The organism is Hoeflea prorocentri (assembly GCF_027944115.1).
Taxonomy (GTDB): Bacteria; Pseudomonadota; Alphaproteobacteria; order Rhizobiales; family Rhizobiaceae; genus Hoeflea_A; species Hoeflea_A prorocentri.
This window is the reverse complement of sequence record NZ_JAPJZI010000001.1, coordinates 2,226,199-2,249,357: the sequence shown is the minus strand read 5'-3', so window position 1 is coordinate 2,249,357 and position 23,159 is coordinate 2,226,199. Positions and strand designations below refer to the sequence as shown.

The 23,159-nt window shown below is 58.1% G+C and carries 22 protein-coding genes and 1 tRNA gene; 12 read left to right on the top strand and 11 right to left on the bottom strand.

Translation table 11 applies throughout. The features are described 5' to 3' along the window. Positions 1 to 53: 53 nt before the first annotated feature. The 4 genes from OQ273_RS10625 (at position 54) to OQ273_RS10610 (ending at position 5,834) form a co-directional block, all read left to right on the top strand. The gene (locus tag OQ273_RS10625; RefSeq protein WP_267990478.1) at positions 54 to 1,886 is read left to right on the top strand and encodes a sensor histidine kinase; all 1,833 of its coding nucleotides are present in this window, start codon (positions 54 to 56) and stop codon (positions 1,884 to 1,886) included. Beyond that, the gene (locus tag OQ273_RS10620; RefSeq protein ID WP_267990477.1) at positions 1,876 to 3,210 is read left to right on the top strand and encodes a sigma-54-dependent transcriptional regulator; all 1,335 of its coding nucleotides are present in this window, start codon (positions 1,876 to 1,878) and stop codon (positions 3,208 to 3,210) included. The genes OQ273_RS10625 and OQ273_RS10620 overlap by 11 nt, the downstream gene beginning before the upstream one ends. A gap of 84 nt (positions 3,211 to 3,294) precedes the next feature. Further along, entirely contained in the window at positions 3,295 to 5,118 is a 1,824-nt protein-coding gene (locus OQ273_RS10615; protein WP_267990476.1) for an adenylate/guanylate cyclase domain-containing protein, read from the top strand. Further along, complete coding sequence (locus tag OQ273_RS10610) at positions 5,115 to 5,834, top strand: spermine/spermidine synthase domain-containing protein (protein ID WP_267990475.1); 720 nt, start codon at positions 5,115 to 5,117, stop codon at positions 5,832 to 5,834. The genes OQ273_RS10615 and OQ273_RS10610 overlap by 4 nt, the downstream gene beginning before the upstream one ends. 21 nt (positions 5,835 to 5,855) lie before the next feature. On the opposite strand, the gene OQ273_RS10605 is transcribed toward OQ273_RS10610, so the two are convergent. Next, positions 5,856 to 6,113: a hypothetical protein gene (locus OQ273_RS10605; protein ID WP_267990474.1), complete on the bottom strand. Its 258-nt coding sequence runs from the start codon at positions 6,111 to 6,113 to the stop codon at positions 5,856 to 5,858. Positions 6,114 to 6,244: 131 nt separating this feature from the next. Then, a complete protein-coding gene (locus OQ273_RS10600; RefSeq protein WP_267990473.1) occupies positions 6,245 to 7,006 on the bottom strand; it encodes a metallophosphoesterase in 762 nt (253 codons plus the stop codon). A 251-nt stretch (positions 7,007 to 7,257) separates the two neighbouring features. Here OQ273_RS10600 and OQ273_RS10595 point away from each other — a divergent pair, with 251 nt between their 5' ends. From OQ273_RS10595 to OQ273_RS10585, 3 genes are all read left to right on the top strand, one after another. Continuing rightward, positions 7,258 to 8,268, top strand: a complete 1,011-nt coding sequence (locus tag OQ273_RS10595; protein ID WP_267990472.1) for a C4-dicarboxylate TRAP transporter substrate-binding protein — start codon at positions 7,258 to 7,260, stop codon at positions 8,266 to 8,268. 61 nt (positions 8,269 to 8,329) lie between these two features. Further along, positions 8,330 to 8,974, top strand: coding sequence for a TRAP transporter small permease subunit (locus OQ273_RS10590; protein ID WP_267990471.1), 645 nt, complete (start codon positions 8,330 to 8,332; stop codon positions 8,972 to 8,974). Further along, entirely contained in the window at positions 8,974 to 10,377 is a 1,404-nt protein-coding gene (locus OQ273_RS10585; protein WP_267990470.1) for a TRAP transporter large permease, read from the top strand. Before OQ273_RS10590 ends, OQ273_RS10585 begins: the two co-directional genes overlap by 1 nt. A gap of 31 nt (positions 10,378 to 10,408) precedes the next feature. Here the strand turns inward: OQ273_RS10585 and OQ273_RS10580 are convergent, their stop codons facing one another. After that, the gene (locus tag OQ273_RS10580; RefSeq protein WP_267990469.1) at positions 10,409 to 10,840 is read right to left on the bottom strand and encodes a hypothetical protein; all 432 of its coding nucleotides are present in this window, start codon (positions 10,838 to 10,840) and stop codon (positions 10,409 to 10,411) included. Between the two features lie 142 nt (positions 10,841 to 10,982). Next, entirely contained in the window at positions 10,983 to 11,528 is a 546-nt protein-coding gene (locus OQ273_RS10575; protein ID WP_267990468.1) for a phage tail tip lysozyme, read from the bottom strand. A 255-nt stretch (positions 11,529 to 11,783) separates the two neighbouring features. On the opposite strand from OQ273_RS10575, the gene OQ273_RS10570 reads away from it, so the two are divergent. Continuing rightward, the gene (locus OQ273_RS10570) at positions 11,784 to 12,380 is read left to right on the top strand and encodes a hypothetical protein (protein WP_267990466.1); all 597 of its coding nucleotides are present in this window, start codon (positions 11,784 to 11,786) and stop codon (positions 12,378 to 12,380) included. On the opposite strand, the gene OQ273_RS10565 is transcribed toward OQ273_RS10570, so the two are convergent. Beyond that, positions 12,377 to 13,321 (bottom strand): LysR family transcriptional regulator, encoded by a 945-nt coding sequence (locus OQ273_RS10565; RefSeq protein ID WP_267990464.1) that lies wholly within the window; start codon positions 13,319 to 13,321, stop codon positions 12,377 to 12,379. The two genes, OQ273_RS10570 and OQ273_RS10565, sit on opposite strands and share 4 nt — an antisense overlap. 2 nt (positions 13,322 to 13,323) lie before the next feature. Between OQ273_RS10565 and OQ273_RS10560 the strand changes: the two genes are divergently transcribed. Together OQ273_RS10560 and OQ273_RS10555 are read left to right on the top strand one after the other, a co-directional pair. Beyond that, entirely contained in the window at positions 13,324 to 14,046 is a 723-nt protein-coding gene (locus OQ273_RS10560) for an NADPH-dependent F420 reductase (RefSeq protein WP_333781703.1), read from the top strand. A gap of 102 nt (positions 14,047 to 14,148) precedes the next feature. After that, positions 14,149 to 15,402 carry a hypothetical protein gene (locus OQ273_RS10555; RefSeq protein WP_267990462.1) on the top strand — a complete coding sequence of 418 codons (1,254 nt, stop codon included), beginning with the start codon at positions 14,149 to 14,151 and terminating at the stop codon, positions 15,400 to 15,402. Between the two features lie 467 nt (positions 15,403 to 15,869). On the opposite strand, the gene OQ273_RS10550 is transcribed toward OQ273_RS10555, so the two are convergent. Then, positions 15,870 to 15,946 (bottom strand) — tRNA-Pro (locus tag OQ273_RS10550). Between the two features lie 117 nt (positions 15,947 to 16,063). Here OQ273_RS10550 and OQ273_RS10545 point away from each other — a divergent pair. Then, positions 16,064 to 17,155, top strand: a complete 1,092-nt coding sequence (locus OQ273_RS10545) for a bifunctional transcriptional activator/DNA repair enzyme AdaA (protein ID WP_267990460.1) — start codon at positions 16,064 to 16,066, stop codon at positions 17,153 to 17,155. Between the two features lie 9 nt (positions 17,156 to 17,164). Here the strand turns inward: OQ273_RS10545 and OQ273_RS10540 are convergent, their stop codons facing one another. From OQ273_RS10540 to OQ273_RS10530, 3 genes are all read right to left on the bottom strand, one after another. Then, a complete protein-coding gene (locus OQ273_RS10540; RefSeq protein WP_267990459.1) occupies positions 17,165 to 17,353 on the bottom strand; it encodes a hypothetical protein in 189 nt (62 codons plus the stop codon). Between the two features lie 114 nt (positions 17,354 to 17,467). Next, on the bottom strand, positions 17,468 to 17,905 hold the full coding sequence (locus OQ273_RS10535) for a hypothetical protein (RefSeq protein ID WP_267990458.1): 438 nt from the start codon (positions 17,903 to 17,905) through the stop codon (positions 17,468 to 17,470). Positions 17,906 to 18,287: 382 nt separating this feature from the next. Beyond that, the gene (locus OQ273_RS10530; protein ID WP_267990457.1) at positions 18,288 to 19,418 is read right to left on the bottom strand and encodes a DNA alkylation repair protein; all 1,131 of its coding nucleotides are present in this window, start codon (positions 19,416 to 19,418) and stop codon (positions 18,288 to 18,290) included. A gap of 218 nt (positions 19,419 to 19,636) precedes the next feature. Here OQ273_RS10530 and OQ273_RS10525 point away from each other — a divergent pair, with 218 nt between their 5' ends. Further along, entirely contained in the window at positions 19,637 to 20,455 is an 819-nt protein-coding gene (locus tag OQ273_RS10525; protein WP_267990456.1) for a DUF2189 domain-containing protein, read from the top strand. Positions 20,456 to 20,491: 36 nt separating this feature from the next. On the opposite strand, the gene deoD is transcribed toward OQ273_RS10525, so the two are convergent. Next, a complete protein-coding gene (gene deoD, locus OQ273_RS10520) occupies positions 20,492 to 21,199 on the bottom strand; it encodes a purine-nucleoside phosphorylase (protein WP_267990454.1) in 708 nt (235 codons plus the stop codon). Between the two features lie 103 nt (positions 21,200 to 21,302). Further along, on the bottom strand, positions 21,303 to 23,111 hold the full coding sequence (gene thiC, locus OQ273_RS10515) for a phosphomethylpyrimidine synthase ThiC (RefSeq protein ID WP_267990453.1): 1,809 nt from the start codon (positions 23,109 to 23,111) through the stop codon (positions 21,303 to 21,305). Between the last annotated feature and the right edge of the window lie 48 nt (positions 23,112 to 23,159).

Genomic DNA, 23,159 nt, shown 5'->3' with positions numbered 1-23,159 from the left:
AAGTGAATGGTTCTGGCGAAGCTGTTCGCAGCGCATTATAAGGCGGCATGCAAGTGGAAGAACTCGCCGGCCTCGTGCCGCCCAAGGAAAAGTCCGGCCGACCGCGATTGGCAACCGGCCGGCGGGGACCGCGCTTTACCGTCGTAGCCCTCCTTGTTATCGGCGTGCTCGGCCTTCTGTCGGTGTTCTGGGTTTCGCAAAAGATGGCTCTTGCCGCAGAAGAGCGCCGCTCTCTCGACCGCATGTCGCTTTACCTGTCGACGCTTACCTCCGCACTCGAAGAGCATCAGCATCTGCCATTCATTCTCTCCTGGGATCCGTTGGTCATCGGTGCCGTGGAGGGTGATGACACAACTGAGTTGAACCTGAGGCTTGAGAGTTTCTCGGACCAGGCCGGCATTGATGCGATTTACCTGATGGACCCTTCCGGCCTGACGATCGCGGCTTCAAACTGGAACGAGACGCAGACCTTCATCGGAAACAACTACAGCTTCCGTCCCTACTTCAAGAAGGCTCTGTCGGGTGGGCGCGGCGTGTTTTTTGCCATAGGCGCAACCACGCAGGAGCCCGGTTTTTTTATCTCCGAACCGGTCTATGCCTCGACCGGACATATTGCCGGAGTTATTGCTCTTAAGGTCGATCTGACGCCACTGACGCGCGCATGGCGCGAGGGTGGAGAGACCCTGCTTGCCGCCGATTCGCGCGGCGTCGTCATATTAGCGTCCAATCCGGACTGGACCTATCGCACGCTTCTGCCCCTTTCCAACGACGCCCGGGTGGAGATTGCTGATGAACGCCAGTTCGGAAATGAGCCGCTTGATCCGCTGAATTACACCGTATCGTCCGATCACACGGTTTCCATCGGGGACACGCGTTATCTGCAGACGGTCGGTGAAGTGGGGCATCTTGGCTGGAGGCTGCATTACCTTGCATCGCTTGAACCGGTGAATGCACAGGCCCGACAGTCCCTGGTTCTTGCTGCGGCAGCGCTGTCGCTTTTTGCGGTAGCCTTTCTGCTTGTGCGCACGAACCGGGTCCGCAGCGCGCTGTTTGCCTCGCAGGAGCAGCGGCGCAGCCTGCAGGCAATCAACCGGCAACTCGAGGACGAGATCGAAGAACGCCGCGCGGCCGAGCGGCGTCTTGAACACGCGCAGAAAGAACTCAGACAGGTCAGCAAACTGGCGGCTCTTGGCCAGTTGTCGGCGTCGGTCACCCATGAACTCGGACAGCCGATTGCCGCCATGCGCAACTATCTGGCAGCCGCAGACCTTCCCGGAAGCGCAATAGAGGGGGAGGCGCGCGAACTGGTTGACCAACTGAACGCCATTACGGCTCGCATGGAGCACATCACCGGGCAATTGAGATTTTTTGCCCACCGTCAAACCGAGAAACTGGTCCTCTTTGATTTGCGTGACGCAATCGGCGCAGCGACCGAGATGATGCGGGCCGATCTTGCCTCGGCGAATATCAACTTGAACATCCAGCAACCTGATGAGCCGGTTTGCGTCTTCGGCGACATGTTTCGCATCGAACAGGTGCTGGTGAACATGATCCGCAACGCCAGGGATGCAGTTGCCGGATGCGACGCGCCAAACATGACGATCAAACTGACTTCCAATGTCAATCAGGCACTTCTTAGCGTCCGGGACAATGGTCCGGGGCTAACCGAAGAGGCACTGACCCACGCGGAGGATCCGTTTTTCACAACCAAGGCTTCCGGGGTGGGCATGGGGCTTGGGTTGTCGATTTCCGCGGCAATTCTGAAAGACCACGATGGACGCATGACTTTTGACAACGGAGCAGATGGCGGTGCCGTTTTCACCATGATCCTGCCGCTGGCGGATGAAGAGCAAAAGGCCGGGAGCACGCAATCCGATGCGATCTAGAGTATTCGTGATCGACGATGACCGCGCCATGCGGGAATCGCTCTCGCACCTGCTGGGGCGCGCTGGCTTTGACGTATCGGTTTTCTTCAGGGGCGCCGATGCGGTCTCCGGGCTGTCCCGCGAGCTTCCGGATGCGGTGGTCACCGATATGAAGATGCCCGGTTTGAGCGGCATGGATCTTCTCGATCATATCCGCGAGGCCCAACCCGACGTTCCGGTCATACTGATATCCGCCCATGCGGATATACCTCAGGCCGTTGAAGCGATGGGCAAGGGCGCATTCAGCTTTCTGGAAAAACCCTTCGATCCCGCACGTCTGATCAGGGTGCTGAATCACGCGGTCGAAAAGCGCCGTCTTTTGCGCGACAACCGGAACCTGCGGGCGCGACTTGCGGACGTCTCCGGGCTTGACCGCGTTTTGCTGGGCGAGACGGATGTGATGAAGACGTTGCGTGAGCAGATACTTGATCTTGCCGCCGCCCGGATGCCGGTGCTGCTTCTTGGAGAAACAGGCACCGGCAAGGACGTGGTCGCGCACGCGCTTCACGATCTTGGCGAGCGCGCTGGTGCCGCATTTGTGGCGGTCAATTGCGCGGTGGTGACATCAGGGGATTTCAACCGGGCAATGTTCGGCGGCGATGCCGAAGAACCCGGCTATTTCACGCTTGCTGATGGCGGCACGCTCTTCCTCGACGAGGTGGATGCGCTCTCGGCCGGTCATCAAAGTGCGCTTTTGAGGGTTCTTGAAACCGGTGAGTTTGTCTCAACCGGGTCAAATGCCGTCCGCAAGGTGGACGTGCGTGTTATTTCCGCCAGCAGCAATGACCTTCAGGAAAAGGTTGACGGCGGGCAGATGCGACCCGACCTGCTTTATCGCCTCAACGCGGCAACGATTGGCCTGCCGCCGCTTGTTCGGCGCAAAGATGATATCGGTCTGTTGTTCTCGCATTTCCTTCAGCTCTTTGCCCGCACCTATGAGGTCGAAGCGCCGGATCTGTCTGCAGGGGACATTGCAGCGCTTCTGTCGCATGACTGGCCCGGCAATGTGCGCGAACTGCGCAATGTGGCCGAGCGGCGGGTTCTGGCCGCACGCCGCGGCGCCGGTTCCGTCTCGGACGCGATCGCGCCGTCCGCTGATGTTGCTGATCTTCCAGATACGTTGAGAGAGGCGGTTGCGGCCTTTGAACGGCGCCTGATCGGCAAGGCACTGGTCGCCCATGAAGGGCGCATGGACGCCGTCGCTGAAGCACTGGGGATCGGGCGGCGCACCCTGAACGAAAAGATGGTCAAATTGAACCTGGACCGATCCGATTTTGTTGGATAGCGAACCCAATCGCTGCCAGCCCCTTTGCACATGGGCCTGTGGCAACCTACATTCCGGTGATCACGGGGTTGAGAGGAGGCGCACATGAAGAGACTCGCCGGGTCTGGCCGTGTCAGCCTTACCGTTCTGCTGTCCACCGCAATCGGAACGCTCATCCTTCTGTCTGTCGGAATTGTCCTGTTCATCACCGCCGGGGCCAATTTCCGCAACACGCTTGAGTTGTTGCGTGAATCCGGCGAATTGACCATGGCCAATCTGGAAACGCGCCTGCTCGATTATGTCGAACCGGCCGAAGCGCTGGCTGACTACATTGTCACCCTGGTGGAAAAGGGTGAGATCGATCTGTCCAACAAGGAACAATTACGCGATACATTGCTTGGAACATTGGGGCCGTCACCTCAGGTTTCGGGTGTTGTCATCTGGGACAAGCAGCGGTTTCCCGTTGTTGCTCTGGAGGATGTCGACGGGTCCGTTCAGACCATCCATCCGAGCGTGCGGGATGAACTGGGACTGACCGAATCCTCGGCGCCAGCCAAACCCACATGGACCGCACCGACATCGGTGCAAGGTGTGACCTATATCGGCATGCAGACCGCGCTTCACAGGAACGGAGACTATGTCGGCGCCTTTGCCACGGGCATCGATATTGAAAGGCTGTCGGACGTTGTTCGCGAGGCCAGCGGCGCCCTTGGAATGACGGCCTTCATCCTCTATGGCGACAAGCATGTACTGGCGCATCCGCGCATGCCGGAGTTGGCCAATCGGTCTCGGCTCGACCAGGAGCTGAACCTCCTTTTCCTGGAAGGCTTTGGCGATCGCATCCTGGCGGATTTCCCCAAACGGGATACGGATTTCCCGCAATCGGACGCTGACTTCGAGAGCGCCATCGTCGAGTACAACGAGCAGGGATACCTGTTTCTCACCAAGAAGATATCGGGTTATAGCCCGCAACCCTGGCGGATCGGGGTTTATGCCAACATGGCTGATATCGGCGACCAGTTCATTCGCCTGTTGGGCTCCACGATGATCGCGCTGCTTGTCCTTGTCGTCGCCATTGTGCTGGGGATTTTGCTCGCCCGATATCTCGCCCGCCCCATCATTCAGCTTGCCAAGGCGGAAGGCCAGGTCGGCGATCTGGACCTTGAGAACATCGAGATACCGCGCGCCTCCTTCATTCGGGAGATCAACGAGCAGATCAAGGCGTTTCACCGCATGGTGGAGGGGCTGCGCACCTTCGAGACTTACGTGCCGCGGGCGCTGGTGAAACGGATCATATCCCAGGGCGGATCGAGTGCGGTCGTATCGACCGAGAGCCATCTGGCCCTGATGTTTACCGACATTATCGGTTTCACCAAGATGTCGGAGGATATGAAGCCGGGCGAGGTGGCCCGCTTCCTCAACGACCACTTCGCTATCGTCAACCGGTGTATCGAAGCCGAGGGCGGCACGATCGACAAATATATCGGCGACGCGGCCATGGCTTTCTGGGGCGCACCTGATGCGCAAAGCGACCAGGCCGTGCGCGCCTGCCGCGCGGCGCTTGCCATCAAGCGGCAGATGGAGGCGGAAGCCGCTGCGGGCAAAGGGGTTGATCTCCGGGTTAAGATTTCTGTTCATTCGGGCCCGCTGATCGTCGGCAATATCGGCGCGCCCGGACGCATCAACTATACCGTCGTCGGCGACACGGTGAACACCTGCAGCCGGATCGAGGACCTTTGTGACAGCGTTGATGATGGCGCCCGCGCGATCATTCTGGTCAGTGATCAGATCGTGGCTGAGGTGGAGAACAGCTTTGATTTCGAGCCCGTCGGCAGCTTCGCAGTAAAAGGCAAATCGCAACCGGTCGAGGTTTATCGCCTGATCGGTGAACGCGAAGCCGTCCCCGGCATATCGCGGGAGACGGCATGAGCAGCCTCTTTGAGGAAATCGACTACGCGCCCACGCCTATAGGTCCGGTCAGCCTGCGCCGTCGGCGTATCCTGTCGCTTGGTACCGATGTCTTCGAGATCCTTCTTGGAGACGAGCACTTGATGTCGAGCCTTTTCACAGCCTCCGAGGTTGCGCTGGCAAAACTCGGTATTGCGCAGCTTGCCTGCGAAGCGCCGGATATTCTGGTCGGTGGTCTTGGGCTTGGTTATACAGCACAGGCCGTGTTGGAACACAGTTACGTCCGATCACTTACGGTCATCGAAATGCTCGAGCCGGTTATCAGATGGCATGAGGAAGGTCTTGTGCCGCTGACGCCACCGTTGAAAGAGGATGCCAGATGCCGGATTGTGCAGGGCGACTTCTTTGAGTTGGCAGCGTCTGAAAACGGATTTGATGCACAGGCGCTGGGCCGTCAGTACGACGCGATCCTGATCGACATTGACCATACGCCGGAACATTTTCTCGACGACAGAAGCAGCAGCTTCTATTCAACCGCTGGATTTGATCGGCTGGCAAGACATGTTCGTCCTGGCGGCGTTGTCGGCCTGTGGTCGGATGCTGTCACCGATGATGTTGTCACGGAAAGGCTGTCTGCGGTGTTCGATGAAGCCAAGGCCGAGCCGGTAACCTTTCCCAATCCGCTCCAGGACAACAAGCCGTTCACGCAGACGGTCTATGTTGCTCAAAAACGGTAGGCTGTTCCGACCTGAACGGTGTCAGCGCATCCCCATCAGATTGGCGACCAGAGCCGTTTCTTCCCGCTTGATTTTCTCTGTGATCTGGTGCGCCTTGTCTTCCTCATGCTCGAGATGCGCGCCGACAACGTTCGCGCAGCGCTGCGAAGCGCTGACGGCGGCATCCATCACCGCCTGTTCGACGATTCTGGCGATGGCTGCCTGGGACTCCTGAGAAAGTGACGGTTCCGTTTCGACAATTTTGGCAACGGCTTTTTCAGCAATGGATTGAAGAGGCATGTGTTCCCCGTGTCATCGTGTAACCCTGATTATGGCAACGAGTTTAGCAGACGCAGCCTTGAGTTTAAACGCAACAGGATCACGACCAACGGCTTTTGCCCAGTCGCCGGCCCGAAAATACCGTGCGAGAATCACTCCTCATGAATGCACAGGAGCTTCTTGGCGGTGAAACGTCCCTCGGAAGGATAGCCGAATGCGTTGTTGATGTAGACGACGCCGTCGCGCACGGCCCTGCGGTTGACGTGGCTATGGCCGTAGACATGCAGCGATGCGCCAGCGCGCCTTATCTGTTCGTCGATCAGACCCGTTCCCAGGATGGGAAGCAGCATGCGTGACTTGGGCGGCGCAAATGACGGAATGAGATCGATACGCGGCATGAAATGCGAGAAGGTGATGACAAACGGCCTGGATCTGTCGGGCACGGGTTCGTTCATCTTGATGAAATGTGCCGTGACATCCGAGTTCCGGGCGTCGTCGGGCCAGCGGCAGGCTCTGAAGTCCATCCAGCGCCGTTTCAACTCGTCCGACGGCTCACCGAACGAGAAATCGTACCAGCCAAGAAGCGGGATAATGCTGGTTTTGGCGCCGTGAAAAGGTTCGCTGGTCGCGCCGCTGTTGTTGATAACATCGCGAACAAAACCAAACTTCTCGAATGAGTCCGATATGCCCTTGTCCCGCAAGACCCAAAGGTCGTGATTGCCCGGAACGTAGAGCACCCGTTTGAAGCGGGCGGCAAGGGCCGTCAGCGTGCGTTCGATGCGTTCCAGGGAATCGGAAATGTCGCCGGCCAGGATCAGCACATCGTCTGTGAAATCCGTCGTTGAGAGGTCTGAAACCCAGCGGCCGTTTTCCCGATAGTCTACATGGAGATCTGAAGTGGCAAAGATACGCATGGAACACTCTGAAGACGGCGGTCCGCGCTTGCGGTACGCGCCTAAATCGCCTTTCATGGGTAAGGCATGACGCCAATGTCCGCAGAGGCCGGGGACAAGTCAAGCATCGGGCTGTCCCACAACCGGCTTTGCGGAAATCCGCAGGCCGAGCATCGGACGGTCTGCGGATAAACTCGAAGAAACGGGGCGCGTGTCTGTGCGACAATTGACCATCGCCGGAAATACGGCGTGAGAACTTACGGGAGGATAATATGATTCGCAAAACGCTGACGCTTGCCACCATGACCGCCATCACGGCGGTGTTTGCAGGTCAAGCCTTTGCTGCCGAATGGAACGTTTCGCTGTGGGGCAAAAAACGCGCCTTTACCGAGCACGTGGAAAAACTCGCTGAGCTCGTCTCTGAAAAGACCAATGGTGAGTTTACCCTGAACCTTTCCTATGGCGGCCTTTCCAAGAACCGCGAGAACCTTGACGGAATCTCGATCGGAGCGTTCGAGATGGCCCAGTTCTGCGCCGGCTATCATGCCGACAAGAACCCGTCCATCACGGTGCTTGAGCTTCCTTTCCTGGGCGTCGATTCCCTTGAAAAGGAAATCGCCGTTTCCATGGCCATCTACCAGCACCCGGCCACCAAGGGCGATCTTGCGCGCTGGAACGCAACCCTGCTGATGCCGTCGCCGCTGCCGCAATACAATATTGCCGGTGTCGGCGAACCGCCAAAGACCTTGAAGGATTTTGAGGGTCTGACAGTGCGCGCCACCGGCGGTATCGGCAAGGCCATGGCCTCCGTTGGCGCCGTGCCGACGTCCATGTCGGCATCGGAAGTGCGCCAGGCGCTTGATTCAGGTGTTGTCAAAGCTGTCGCTTTTGCGCCGCATGCGCATATGTCTTTCGGGACCGTAGAGACGGCAAACTGGTGGACGACCAATCTCAACCCAGGCACCGTCAACTGCCCTGTTGTGGTCAATACCGATGCCCTCGAGGCATTGTCAGAAGAACATCGCGAAGCACTGCTCGGCTCTGTGGATGAGGCCCTGAAGCATTATGTCGACAACTACAACGGCAAGACGATGGATGCCTGGGGACCGGTGCTGAGCGAAAAGGGCATCGAATCCGTCACCTATGACCAGTCGGAACTGGATGCTTTCCGTGATGCGGTGGCTGGTCCGGCCGCACAGGCCTGGATCGAGGATAATGCCAAGCGCGGCCTGCCTGCGCAGGAACTCTATGACCTGACGGTCAAGACGATCTCCGAAAACTGATTGTGCACTTGCCGCCCGCATCTCAAGAGAGTTGCGGGCGGTTCGATATTGGGAGGGGATGATGGCGGGAGCATCATCGGTTCTTGAAGACGGCAGCGTTCTGAGCCGTCTCGATCGCAAACTGTTCTGGCTGGAACGGCAATTGGCGCTCATTGGAGGGCTTGCCGTCTTTTCCCTCATGCTGCTGGCCGTTATTAGTGTCGGCGGGCGCAATTTCATCAATCAGCCATTGCCGGGATACGTCGATTGGATCGAGCAGGCGATGCCGTTGATCGCATTCATCGCGGTTTCCTATGCGCAGCGTCTCGGCGGGCATATCCGCATGGATATCGTCATCGGCCTGATGTCCGGCCGTGTCTTGTGGCTGGCCGAGTTCATTTCCACGCTGGCCATGTTGGTGCTGATGCTCCTCCTGGTATGGGGCACCTATGCCCATTTCGACCGCTCTTTCGACTTTTCCGCGCCGATGTGGAGTCGCGACAGTTCAATGGATATCGGCATACCGCTCTGGCCCGGCAAGCTGCTGGCGCCCATCGCGTTTTCCGTCCTTTCCTTGCGACTGAGCCTGCAGCTTTGGGGATATGGGCGGGCAATCCTTAGCGGAACGAAAACACCTGTTGCCGTGCCCCTGATTGAGGACGCCGCGACCCAGGCAGCCAATGAGGCAAAAACCGTCTCCGGTTTTGACAATGGGGAGCGTGCCTGATGGAACCCATCGATATCGGCCTCATTGTTTCCGGTTTCATGCTGGTCATGGTGATCCTCGGCATGCGGGTGGCCTTCGCCGCCGCGCTTGCGGGTCTCACCGGTCTCATATGGATCTTCTGGGCCAAGAAGGGTTACGACCCGTCGGCCTTCACATGGGCGCTGACGGTAGCGGTCAAGACGGCCGGGCAGGTGCCTCATTCGAAAGTGTCGTCGCAGGCGCTGTCTCTGATCCCGACCTTCATCCTGATAGGCTATCTGGCCTATTATGCCGGTCTCACGCGCGCCCTGTTTGAAGCGGCCAAGCGCTGGGTCGGCTGGCTGCCGGGTGGCCTCGGCGTTGCGACCGTTTTTGCAACGGCTGGCTTCGCCGCCGTTTCGGGTGCGTCCGTCGCAACGAGCGCGGTTTTCGCCCGAATTGCGATTCCCGAGATGCTTAAGCTGGGATATGACCGCCGCTTTGCCGCAGGCGTTGTGGCCGCCGGGGGCACACTTGCGTCCCTGATCCCGCCTTCCGCAATCCTGGTGATCTACGCCATCATCGTCGAGCAGGATGTCGGCATGCTGTTGCTTGCCGGGTTCGTACCCGGTGCGGTTTCGGCTCTGATCTATGGCGGGCTTGTCGTGTTGATGGCCGTTACGTTCAAGGAGTTCGGCCCACCGGTTCGCGGTTTCTCCTGGGGCGAGCGTTTTCGTTCGCTGCCGGCGGCATCGCCGATCATCTTTGTTGTCGTCATCATCATCTGCTTTATCTACAACCCTTTTGGCGGCGATGCGTGGGGAACGCCTACGGAAGGCGGTGCTCTGGGTGCGTTCGTTGTCTTTTGCATGGCCGTCTACAAGGGTATGCGCTGGCCGCAATTTCGCGATTCCCTGCTTGAGACGGCAAAACTCGCCGTGATGATCTTCACCATCATCTGGGGTGTGCTGGTTTACGTGCGTTTCCTGGGATTTGCCGATCTGCCCGGTGCTTTTTCCGATTGGATCACCTCGCTCGAGCAAAGCCCGATGCTGACGCTCGTTTTGATCCTGCTCGCCTATGCTGTGCTTGGCATGTTTATGGATGCAATCGGCATGCTGCTTCTGACGCTGCCCGTCGTCTATCCGGCCGTCATTGCGCTCAATGGCGGGCCGGATGTCAGCGCCGTCGACAGTGCCTTCGGCGTCTCGGGCACCGGCTGCGCCATCTGGTTCGGCATTCTTGTGGTCAAAATGGCCGAGCTCTGTCTGATAACGCCGCCTATCGGGCTCAACTGTTTCGTTGTGGCAGGCGTGCGGTCCGACATATCGGTGCAGGACGTGTTTCGTGGCGCTTCGCCGTTCTTTGTGGCCGATGCGATGACTATCGCCGTTCTGGTGGCGTTTCCGTCCATTGTGCTTTGGTTGCCGGGGCTGACGTCGTGACGAGGCCGATTTGGTCGAAAACTGACGCGGTCTAGCTTGTTTTCTGCTCTGCGGTCTTTTCGCTGGCGGCTGCCTCCGCCGTACCTTCCGCTGACGTTGCCGATTGCGGCTGAGGGATCTGCGAGCGGTATTGGCGCGCATAGCTTGCGATGCGCTCGGCCCGTTCCATCGCTGCCTGTTCTTCGGACTTTTCTTGTTCTTCCGGCTCCGGGTTTTTCCGTTTCTCGATTGTACCGTCTGCAAGAACGCGCAGATGGTTTTCTATCAGGATGAAACAGGCCAGCAGGCCGCCACCCACGGACGCGACGAGAAATCCCGCAGCAAATCCGATCAACGCGCCGGCCCATGGCTCCACATCCATTGACGGGGCCTGGAGGTAGCCGGCGATGGCACCTCCGGCAATGCATACAACCGCCAGAACGCGAATGATTCCGGATAGAAAATCGACAAGAATGCGAAGCATGGTGTCTTCCGAAGCGTTTAGAAAACGACAGGATAACGTGCCTGCAACCTACTGCATTTTTTTGCGGCGTGTCTTGCCTTAATTGGTTCGCTCACAGGTCAATTTGTGAACGTGCTTAATGCCTCGCCGTTTCGTCAGCGGGTCAGTCCGCCGACTTTTCCACTTTGCGCGCGGTGCGGATTGTGGCCTTTACGACACCTGGTTTGTTGGCCGGCCGGGTCACATTGCGCACAAAGGCGTTGATCGCCTGGTCCACCGTTTTTGCCGCACCGAAACTCGGGAACCGTTCGGCTTCTTCGAGAATGAGCGAGATATTGTAGTCGGCCTTGGTCAGATTGGAGACGGAGTGGCCGCGGCCGAGCCCGGCGCTCTTGTTCATCTGGAACAGACCGTAGCAATTGCAGCCGCGGTTATGAGCCTTCGGATTGAGCGTAGACTCGCGAATGGCGACGGAGACGGCGGCGATCTGCTGGGGTTCGCCATAGCCGGCTGCTGCAAAACGGGCGGTAATCTTGTTGGCGATCCGCGTCTGCGCGCTGTTATAACCGGAGAGCTTTTCAAAGCGGACGGTGCCGCTCTTGTGAGCGCCGATCTGATAGGCCTTCTGCTTTTCTCCGCTTGCATCGGTAGCCGAGCAACCGGCAAGGAAAATGGCGGCGGCAAAAATGCCGAGTGTGGTTAATTTCATGTCTTTGATCTGGTTTTAACTCATGCAACTGGCGGGCAATGATACTGCGCGCGCCTCTCAACCATTTGCCAAATGGGTATTTGTGTTTGAAATGTGACGTTTTGCGTTCTGGCTTGCCAATGTGCTGTCATTTGCCGGTGATATGGCAAAAATATCACGCGGTCCGCCGGTTTCTGGTGTTTTGTCCGGGCGTCATGTGTGATTACATCGACGACCGGCGGGCGAGTGTTTCTGTAACCTTGTGGGGGATGTCTTATGACCAATCGATTATTGTTTCCGCTCTGCCTGATGCTGCTTGTGGTGCTGGCAGGCGCGCCGACAGGCCAGGTGGCACAGGCCCAGATCGTCAAAGGCATCGGAAAGGCGCTCCAGGAAACCGGTGAAGCCATCGGCAAGGGTGTCGACAAGACCGGCGAAGCAATCGAGAAAGGCGTTCGCCAGACCGGTGATGCGCTGAAAGGCGACAAGGTTCCGCCGCGCGAAGTCGGTATTGTTCCGTCCTATCTTTACGTGCAGCAGGCAGGAGCGCTTGAGTTCAAGGACGGAACCCTGTCGCTGACGAACCTCGCACCGTCGACATTTTATTTTTCCGACCGGCCTGTCCGCGAAGCCGGGCATGTCCCGCACGACGTGTTCGTCGAGATGTGGAGCGACAGCGGGGAGGGGTCGTTTAAGTCCGATCCACCCAATGCGGCAATTGCCGTTGCAGGTCTTGAAACCGAGGAGCCTCTGGTCGTCGAACTGCTGACGGCAACGCTCAACGGGGAGGGCATGACATTCACCGTCAACGTCAATTCCGGTTCGATTCCGGCAGAAGCCAAAGACGTGGCGTTGTTTGTCGATCTGGACTAGTTGACCGCTGACCGCTGTTCGGCACGGGCAATGCCGACCAGCGCGTCGGCAACCCAGTTGTGCATGGCGTTGCGCTGGTTTTTGACGTGGCGGACAAGGCTGACCGGAAAGGACCGTAACTCGACGGGCGGACGACAGTGGTAAAGGCCGAATGTATCCGCGTAATCTTCGACAATTCTTGACGGCAGCGTTGCAATAAGGTCGCTTTGCGATACGGTTGCAAGGGCCGGCAGGAAGTGCGGCAGCGCCACTCGGACCATCCGCCTCAAACCCATCTGATCCAGACTGTCATCGACAATGCCGCGAAGATCGCCGGCAGGTGAAACCACGGCATGCCCGGTCGATGCAAAAGCTTCGGGCCCGAGGACGTCTTCGTTCGCCAATGGATGATTACGCCGCATGACAACGCGGTAGCCTTCCTCGTAGAGTGATGTTGCCATAAAGCGGGCAGGCAAGTCCCAGAAGAAGCCGAGTGCAAGATCCGTTTCATCATGTTCAAGCGCTCTGAGAGCGTCTTTTCGGCCAAATGGTCTGACGATGAGCTTTAGCGCCGGTGCCGAATTCTCCATCTGAGCAAGCAGCTTCGGAATGTGGGCCGCGATCTCGCCGTCGAACGCACTGATACGCACGGTACCTGTCGCTGACTTAGGGTCAAAGGGGCGCGGGCTGCTGACAACTTCCTGAAGCCGGGTGACGATATCCCTGATGCGGGGTTCCAGTTCCAGCGCAAAAGCTGTTGGCTCAAGGCCATGGGGTCGTCGAATAAACAATGGATCGCCGAGGATATCCCTCAGCCGCTTCTGGGCGTGACTGATGGATGAGGGCGTCAGACCCAGTTCTTCGGCGACCGCCAGCGCCTTGCGGTGACGAACCAGCGCCAGGAAGACCAGCAGCACCGACATGTCCAGCCGTCTGATTTTATCAGCATCGAATTCAGACATGAATCATATTCGTTTGTTTTGCATTCTTATGTTTCGTATTCCGTGACGGACCGCAAGGCAAGAAGGAGGCAAGAATGCGCATCGCAATTATCGGGACAGGCTCCGTCGGAAGCGCGCTCGCCCACGGCTGGGCGTCAACCCATCACGAGATCATTCTGGGTTCGCGACACCTTCAAACCCAGGAACTCCGTGACCTGAAGGACCAAACCGGCGCAAAAGCCCTCCCAGCGGCCGAGGCAGCGGAGCACGCGCATGTAGTCGTTCTTGCTCTTCCGTGGACGGCGGCAAAGGAGGCCCTCGCTACACTCGGCGATCTGTCCGGCAAAATCATCATTGACTGCATGAACCCGCTGGAATTTGCCGACGGTGCCTTGCGGCTCGACCGCGGATGGTCGACCTCCGGCGCTGAGACGGTTGCTGCATGGCTGCCAGGTGCACGCATCGTCAAGACCCTGAATCAGGTTGGCGCGGACGTCATGCGGTATGCCGGATCCATGCCGGCGCGCCCTGCAATGTTTTTGGCTTCAGACGATACTGAGGCGAAGGAGACGGTCGCGGGCTTGCTTGAAGGCCTCGGCTTTGATCCGCTCGACGCCGGTTCGCTTGACAAGGCGCGCCTGCTTGAACCCTTCGCCATGGTGTGGATCAATCAGGCAATGGCGCGCGGCAAGGGGCGTCGGTGGGCGCTGTCGGTTGTTGATCTTTCTGATTTAGGGGAGGGATAGTGTAATTACACAAACAGAACCCATTAAAAAATAAAATATTATTGAAAAAATATACATAATGCATAGTTGAATTATACGCGGTGGGTGAATACTACTACACCGATGCAGAAACGACGACTCCTTGTGATTGAACCTCGACTGGGCCGCATGCACGGCTACGAACAGGCGCAAGTCGAGACGATCGGTGAGACTCTGTCTGATGTCGATCTGCATCTTCTCACACAATGCGATGTGTCCGTGCCGGCACCAGCGGGATATGCAGGTCATTGGGCTTCATTGCCCGTACTGGACGAACAACTCTCCAAGTTGTTGGCAGGCAATGTGCCGCGCAAGACCGGCGAAAAAATTGCCGCCCACGTGAGAGGCTATATGGACGTTCTCAAAACGACCCTGCGGAAGATCGATGCGGATCCGTCGGATGTCGTGTTTGTACCGTCCCCCGAGGCGATCGATGTGACTGCCATCACCCGTTTCCTGGAAAACGGATGTCCGGCCGATCTGCCGACATTCAAGCTACGCCTTCTGTCGCAAGAGACTTTGGCGCCGCTTGCTTCAGAAACGGTGATCAGCCTTCGGCGGTTGTGCAATGCTGGAAAACTGGAGGTTTTTACTTCCAGTGCTGAGCTTGCCGCCCATGTCGAGCGTGATTTTCTGGTTCCGGTCAAGGCAAGCCTCTTGATTGCCGGCCCCATTCGGCCGGGTGGTGAGACCGGTCGGATTTCCGGCAACAGCAGTTCCGGTTCCCGAAACATATTCACTGTCGGCATTCCCGGACGCCAGGCGGAAGAAAAAGGCAGCTATCGCATCCCGTCGATCATGAGCCATTTGCGCACCCTGATCACGCAAAACGACATCAAGCACAAATTTTACTTTGTGTGTCAGACAGTGCCCGGCAGACAGACACGCCGGCTGGTAAGCGAACTGCAATCCTGGCTGGCGGCCCGGCGCGAACACGGCGTGACGATTAAATACCTGCCCTGTGGCCTGCCTCCGGAGGAATACCGCAAAATGATTGGCGGATTGGACATGATGCTTCTTCCGCACAGCACGCGGTCTTATCGCCACACCGGCTCAGGTCTTGTTGTGGATGGGGTTTTGGCCGGCAAGCCCATCGTTCACAGTAAGGGCATTGCCTTGCAGGGCCTGTTAGCGCAAGGCAATGCGGAACACGCGGAGAGCGACAGGGAGTTCGCAGAAAAAATTCTTCGGATCTCTTCGGGCTACGAGGCTTATCGGTGCAATGCTTATGAAGCCGCGGGTCAGGTCAATGATTTGTTGCAACGATCACTGATGACGCTGACGGCTGATGCCGAGCAGCAGCCGTCACACACTCTGACCTGTCCGGCCCGGCACTAGGTTGCGCGAGTGAATTAAGATTCTGGACGGGGTATGATTTCCAGGTCTCCGCCACCGCGAACCGGCACACCTGAAGCGATGATCTTGGCGGCTAGCTTATCGAGACTGCCACACGTACGAATCTTTGGCTTTTCATAGGTTCTTTTCATCAGTTTGCCTCAAATGTCATTTTGTTGCTGGCGAATACTATTAATAAAACCGAATGTGAGTCAAATACTTCAATTTGATCTACGAAAATAGATATTATTCGATGTGTAATTCAGATTAAGTAAGAAGTTTCATTCGTTAAGCAGGATCGAATGAGTGCTGGGAATCGTTGGTGCAGGACTGAGCCGAGTTTGTTTTCCAGTGGAAAATGCAAAAGGGTTGTTCAACAGCGCAAGCTGTTGCCCGGTCGCCCCAAACGGGTGCACAGCACTGTGTGGGGTTTGTAAACGGGATGTTGGAACAGGAAGTTTTTAAAGAAATGGTCGGAGCGGCGGGATTCGAACCCACGACCCCTTGACCCCCAGTCAAGTGCGCTACCGGGCTGCGCTACGCTCCGACCTGCCAAAAGGCCAGATTTCAATAGGCTTTGCCGGCAGGTGGCGCAAGTGGAAATTTCAACATAAACGCCCGAAAATCGGCGGACTTGTTTTTGTCTCCATGGTAATTCTTCGGCATGTTGTTCAAACTGCCCGACAATGATGTGCTTTACCAGGCGCTTGTCTCGAGAGATGCGTCCTATGACGGGCGCGTCTTTGTCGGCGTCTCATCAACCGGAATTTTTTGCCGGCTGACCTGTCCGGCCCGTAATCCGAAACGCGAGAACTGCCAGTTTTTTCAAACCGTCGCCGCCTGTATCGAAGCCGGCTACCGGCCCTGCAAGCGTTGTTCGCCCTTGAAACCGGCAGCTGAAGCCGATGCGATGATCGCTGACCTGTTGGCGGCGCTGGAGGCCGACCCCCTCAGACGCTGGAGCGAAGGTGATATCATCGCCATGGGTTACGACCCTTCGACGGTCCGCCGTGCATTCAAGCGTCACTTTGACATGACGTTTCTTGAAATGGCGCGCCTTGGAAGATTGAGGGACGGTTTTGTCACGCTATCGTCCGGCGGGCGTGTGATCGATGCTCAGCAGGATGCGGGCTTTGAATCCGCCAGCGGGTTTCGTAGCGCCTTTGCGCGCTTGCTGGGGCGGTCGCCGTCCCGGTTCAGCGGCGAGGAGTTGCTGCTTGCCGACTGGTTCGACACCCCTCTTGGTCCAATGATCGCCGTCAGCGATCCCCATACGCTGCACCTACTCGAGTTTGCCGACCGTAAAGCTCTGCCGACCGAGTTGCGCAGGCTGCAAAAAAAGGTGAGGGGCGGCATCGGAATAGGCCGGCACAAACCGACCGAAGCAATCAAGCTGGAACTGGACGACTATTTTGCCGGGCGTAGCGCCGTGTTCGAAACACCGCTGACAATGCATGGCAGCCCATTTACCCGCCGCGTATGGCAAGAGCTGTTGACCATAGCGCCCGGTGAGACGCGAACTTATAGCGATATTGCCCGACTGATCGGCAAACCTTCGGCTGTGCGTGCGGTTGCCAGGGCCAACGGTGCGAACCAGATCGCCCTCGTGATACCATGTCACAGGGTTCTTGGTTCCGATGGCTCGCTGACCGGCTATGGCGGCGGTTTGTGGCGCAAGCAAAAACTCATTGATCTGGAGACAACCCTTGCCGGCGGCGTTTCGGCACCCGGAAAAAACCGTAGGGAACCAGGCTGAGTATGACAGTCAGCTGGAGCCGGACAGGGCCTCCTGCAACCGTATCCAGAGCCGGTTCTTGCGCGCGCGCAGTTCGTCCAGCCGCTTCAAGTCGTTAAAGCGCAGGCGTGACTTGCGCCGGGATTGCTTGGAGTTGATCTCTTTTTGAATCTCGATGAGCTCCTGCTCGATATAGTCAACTGTTTCCGCGGTCGTCATGGTGTGTCCCTTTCTGCGGGCGAAGCTTTTCGCTGTGTGGAAAAAGTGTGGAGCCGGTGGCAGACCTGGCGCGAACAGATCTGCCGCCGGCATCCTGCTGCCCAGCCTTGCGGTTTATCTGGGCAGCGAAACGGGTGCGAGTTGCGGTGTGGCGCCAAGGATCTTGCGCACGAACTCGTCCATTGCGGTTGGTCCAGACTGTTCGAGGGTCGCATCGATCATCGTGATGCAGGCGTGCAGATTTGCCTTCAGGTTCTCAAACTCCATCGCAACCGTTGCGGCATCGTCCTGGGCGAGGCGATCAAGGCACTGCCGTGCCGCCTTGGCGTGCCATTGAAGGGCAGTGGGGTATGCTTCGCGGCCGGCCCGCCGCCGGGACAGCTTCAAAACCGGCCGCAGGAAATGCCGTTCGAGCATCTCCGCCTGAACCCTGTCCGGTGGCAGATCAAGCTTGCCAAGGGCGTTTAACAGCCTGTGCCTTTGGCGCAGCCAGCGGCCTCTTTCCCTGTTGGAAAGACGGACAGGTTTTGAAGTGGCGGGCGAACGTCTCATCGAGTCACTCCTTGCACGTTTTCAGGCCGCGAGGCGGCGGTTTGGCAGGCATGTCCCGAAGACCAGAAACTGGTGATTGATTGTGGCGATTTCCAGCGCCGCAACCTACGACTTTTGGCTAGAATCAGCGGCTTTACGCAACGGCATGGCATGTTCGACACCCGGGCAGGCGCCGGCGGGGCGCGCAAAGCCTTGCTGTCCGGGCCGAAGCCCGATTTGGACTGTTGTCGCGCTCATTTTGAACCTTGTTGAATTTCGATCGATTGCTCTCGGATTATCTATGAAGGTACGTCCACGATCCCGGCGAAAGCCGAGTTTATTTTCTGCAAGACTCTGGCAAGACGTTCGACACTTCCGGTCGATGCCGGCGTGCCGGGTGGGCTCACATCTTCAAGGTGAATTCCCGCCGGCCGAGGCTTTGGCCATTGGCCTGAATTTCAATGGCATGTGTACCGCCATAATAGGCCCGTGTGGTGATGGGGCGAAAGGCATGGCTCCTTTCCAGCCTCACAGTCTCCTGGGGTGTGAACCGCACGGATTTCCACTTGAACACCTTGGGGGATGTGGTTCCGTTCGCCTTTTGATGATGCACGACATAGTCGATGATCACGTCCTGCGGTTTTTTCGCCGTGGCGCGAATGTCTGCCGAAAACCCGATCGCATCGCCGAACTGGACGATATCACGATCAAGCGTGAAGCGTTCAAGCGACAGGGCGGGAGGGCGGTAACCAAGCGCCTTCAGTGTTGGCCGGTGACCCGCCTTGATCAGGCTCCGGCATGCATGTCTGACCAGTCTCTTGCGGTTCGCGGATGGCCGGTCTTTCAGCCACGAGCGGGCAGTAGCGGCAACAAGATCCGGGTGGTCCTTGGAGATGTCATTGAGATTATTGGCAACGGACCGGCGCACATAGTCCGACGGATCATCTTTCAGCGTTTCAAGAATAGGCAGGAGCGGCGAGGGGTCTTTCACGAAGGCATTGAGCCGCATGCCCCATGGCAGGCGCGGGCGGATGCCTTCGCTGGCCAGCCGCCGGACATGGTAGTTGCTGTCCTCCGACCAGTTCCGTATATGGCCGAGCGCCCGCTCAGGCTCGCTTGCCAGGAAGGGTCTGACTGCAAACTCCGCACTCATCCGTTTGGTCATCTCGCGCAGGACATCCATACTGTAATCAAAGTCGTGAAGTCCGGCGCTGGCGACATAGTCGCACATCGGCATGATTGCCCAGCCGCGTATGCCTTGATCATCCATTCCCAGTTCTGACAGATCAACATCGTCTTGCGGGTGAAGTGCGCTGGTCAGGATGGTGCAAGCCTGCCTGAAATCATCGGGAAGACAATCCTCCAACGCTGCAAGAATGTGCGCCGAGCGCTGCTTGAATTCCAGCTCTTCAAGGCCGTTTACGGCCTGGTCCGCAAAGCGCTCGGCGTTAAAGCCCGCATGCCGCTTGGCCAGGTGTTTGCCCATCGTCATGATCAGGTCGGCGTTAAAGAGGTTTTTGATCGGTTCGGCCATTGCAAAGCACTCCATAGATGATGCAGCGGAGTAAATCATAAGGCTCCTGACAACTTTCTGTCAGGAGTTCCGGGGCGCGCTTCCCGACATCGTGATGCGACAATCGGGCACAGGCCGATATATTGAATAGCAAGCCGGTTGCCGCGCGTGACCGCCCTTTGCGCCTGACTGTGACGCCGCGCCGCAACCATCCGGAATCCGATCGAGGAGGAATGGTTATGGGAAATGCGCAGACGCTTACGGATGCGGACACTACGATAGACCATCCGCAAATTCGCAAGATCAGCTATGCCGATGTCATCGATGCGCTTTGGCTTGGCCTGGAGGATTTCAGGCAAAAGCCGTCGCATTACGTTTTTATGTGCCTGATTTATCCCGTCGTCGGTATCGTCATTTTGACCTGGGCATCCGGGGGTAATGCCCTGCAACTCGTCTATCCGATGATGGCGGGTTTTGCCCTTCTGGGGCCGTTTGCGGCCATCGGGCTCTATGAGATAAGCCGGCGGCGTGAGTTGGACATGGACGCATCATGGCGTCATGCGTTTGAGGTGCTGCGTGCGCCCTCGCTGCGATCCATTCTGGCTGTCGGCGGCATGCTGGTGGTCCTGTTCGTCGTTTGGATGTATGCCGCGCAGGCCATCTATCAGAGTATCTTCGGGGCGACGGCCCCGGCGTCCGCGGCTGCCTTTTTGGGTGATGTGCTGACGACGCCCCAGGGATGGGCGCTGATCCTTGTCGGAAATGCTGCCGGCTTCGTCTTCGCGGTGATCGCCTTGTGTATCAGCGTGGTTGCCTTTCCACTGCTTCTGGACCGCAATATCGGAGCGCACGTGGCGGTTGAGACGTCGATGCGTGCGGTTGCCGCCAATCCCTTGCCGATGATTCTGTGGGGGCTGATCGTGGCGGTTGCCCTTTTGATCGCCTCGATACTGTTTCTCATCGGCCTTGCGATCGTAATGCCAATTCTCGGCCACGCGACCTGGCACCTTTACAGAAGGGTCGTGGAGCCCGCCGCCGGACAAGAGCGCGCGGCCTGACGCAAGTCGGGTAGAACCGGTTGCAGTTCGGTCGGACTAGCGCGTTCCGACGGTCAACGCCATTTCAACCATGGAATCGAGCGTTGATTGACGGTCCTCCGGAGTTATTTCCTCACCAGTCACGAGGCAGTCCGACACGGTGCATATCGCAAGGGCGCGCGCCTTGAAGCGCGCCGCCAGCGTGTAGATCGTGTAGGCCTCCATCTCCACCGCCAGCACATTGTGCGCGGCAACCGTTTCAAAGACCTTTTTCGGATCGCCGCCATAAAACATGTCGGAAGACAGAAGGCCGCCGACATGGGATTCCAGCATTTGACCCGTTGCGTATTCATCTGCCGCTCTCAGCAGTTCAAAATCAGCAAAGGGGGCGTAGGTGAATGGGGCAAAGGTGGGCTTATACATCGCGCTATCGGTGGACACGGCCGCTCCAAGGACAATATCCCGCACCTTTACGCGCGTTGAAAGACCTCCGCAGGTGCCCACCCTGATCAATGTCTTCGCACCGTAAACGTCAAGGAGTTCGTGGACATAGATGCCGGTCGAAGGTTGCCCCATGCCGGTTGCCTGAACGCTGACCGGAACGCCTTGCCATTTCCCGGTAAAGCCCAGGCAGTTGCGCACGCCATTGACCTGGCGCGGGCCTTCCAGGAAGTTTTCGGCAATCCATTTGGCACGCAGCGGATCGCCCGGCAAAAGGATCACCTCGGCGTAGTCGCCTTTCTCGGCTTCATTGTGCGGTGTCATCTCGTACTCCCCTCAAAATCCCGCCCGGAAGAACGGGTGCAGGACGGCTCGAAATCTAGTTGAACCGCCCTGCGTCCGCAAGTTGGGCCGACGTGCGCGAAGTCTACGTTTCGGCGGCTTCGTCGCGCTTCATGTAGAGGTCGCCGCCGTCTCGATACTTGGCGGCCATCGCGGCCATGCCCTCCTTCTGCGCTTCGCTGCGGATGTCGTGAGAAATGCGCATGGAGCAGAATTTGGGACCGCACATCGAACAGAAATGCGCCACCTTGTGCGCCTCTTTCGGCAGGGTCTGGTCGTGAAAATCACGTGCCGTTTCCGGGTCGAGCGCCAGGTTGAACTGATCTTCCCAGCGGAATTCGAACCGTGCGCGCGACAGTGCATCGTCCCGTACCTGCGCGGCGGGATGCCCCTTGGCAAGATCGGCGGCGTGCGCGGCGATCTTGTATGTGATGACGCCGGTCTTCACGTCGTCGCGGTCCGGCAGGCCGAGATGTTCCTTCGGCGTCACATAACAAAGCATTGCCGTGCCGAACCATCCGATCATCGCGGCCCCGATACCGGACGTGATGTGGTCATAGCCGGGGGCGATATCCGTCGTCAGCGGCCCGAGTGTATAGAACGGTGCTTCTCCGCAGGTCTCCAATTGCTTGTCCATATTGGCCTTGATCTTATGCATCGGGACGTGGCCCGGACCCTCGATCATCACCTGGCAGTCCTTGTCCCAGGCAATACGGGTCAGTTCACCCAATGTCTCCAATTCGGCAAACTGTGCCGCATCATTGGCATCTGCGATCGAGCCTGGACGCAGCCCGTCGCCAAGCGAAAACGAGACGTCATAGGCACGGCAGATGTCGCAGATGTCCTCGAAGTGTTCGTAGAGGAAGCTTTCCTGGTGGTGATGCAGGCACCATTTGGCCATGATCGAGCCGCCGCGGGAGACAATGCCCGTGGTGCGCTCCGCAGTCAGCGGGACGTAGTGCAGGCGCACGCCCGCGTGGATGGTGAAGTAATCCACCCCCTGTTCCGCCTGTTCGATCAGCGTGTCGCGAAATACCTCCCAGTTCAGGTCCTCGGCTATGCCATTGACCTTCTCCAGGGCCTGATAGATTGGAACGCTCCCGATCGGGACAGGCGAATTGCGGATAATCCATTCGCGTATGTTGTGGATGTTGCGGCCGGTGGACAGATCCATGACCGTGTCAGCGCCCCAGCGTATCGCCCAAACCATCTTGTCGACCTCGTCGGCCATCGACGAGGTGACGGCTGAGTTGCCGATATTGGCGTTGATCTTGACCAGGAAATTGCGACCGATGATCATCGGTTCGCTTTCCGGGTGATTGATGTTGGCCGGTATGATGGCGCGGCCCCGGGCCACCTCGTTGCGCACGAATTCCGGTGTGACATGGTCGGGTATGGCGGCGCCGTGGCTGTTGCCATCCCGCGCGATCCCGCGCCGCAATTCGTCGCGGCCAAGGTTCTCCCTTATTGCGATGAACTCCATTTCCGGTGTGATGACGCCGGCGCGCGCATAGGCAAGTTGGGTGACGGCACGTCCGTCAACGGCCCGCAAGGGGGAGTGGCGGACGGGAAATTCCGGTGTCAGCCGGTCGCCGGAAACAAAGCCATTGTCTTCCGGCTTCGTGTTCCGTCCATGATAGCTTTCAACATCCGCGCGCGCCTTGATCCATGTCTCGCGAAGGCGCGGCAGCCCGGCGCCGATGTCAGTTTCGATGTTGCCGTCCGTGTAGGGACCTGAACTGTCATAGACTCTGACCGGGGGCTCGCCAGCGGTCGGGTGCAGTGCGATCTCGCGGAGCGGAACGCGGATTTGCTCATGTAACGTACCGGCGGAATAGATCTTGCGCGAGGCGGGCAGCGGCCCGTGTGTGATATTGGGTGTTTCGGCGTTCATTTGAATCTCCCGTGGTTGGGGATCCAAGTTTCGGCACGGCAATGGGAT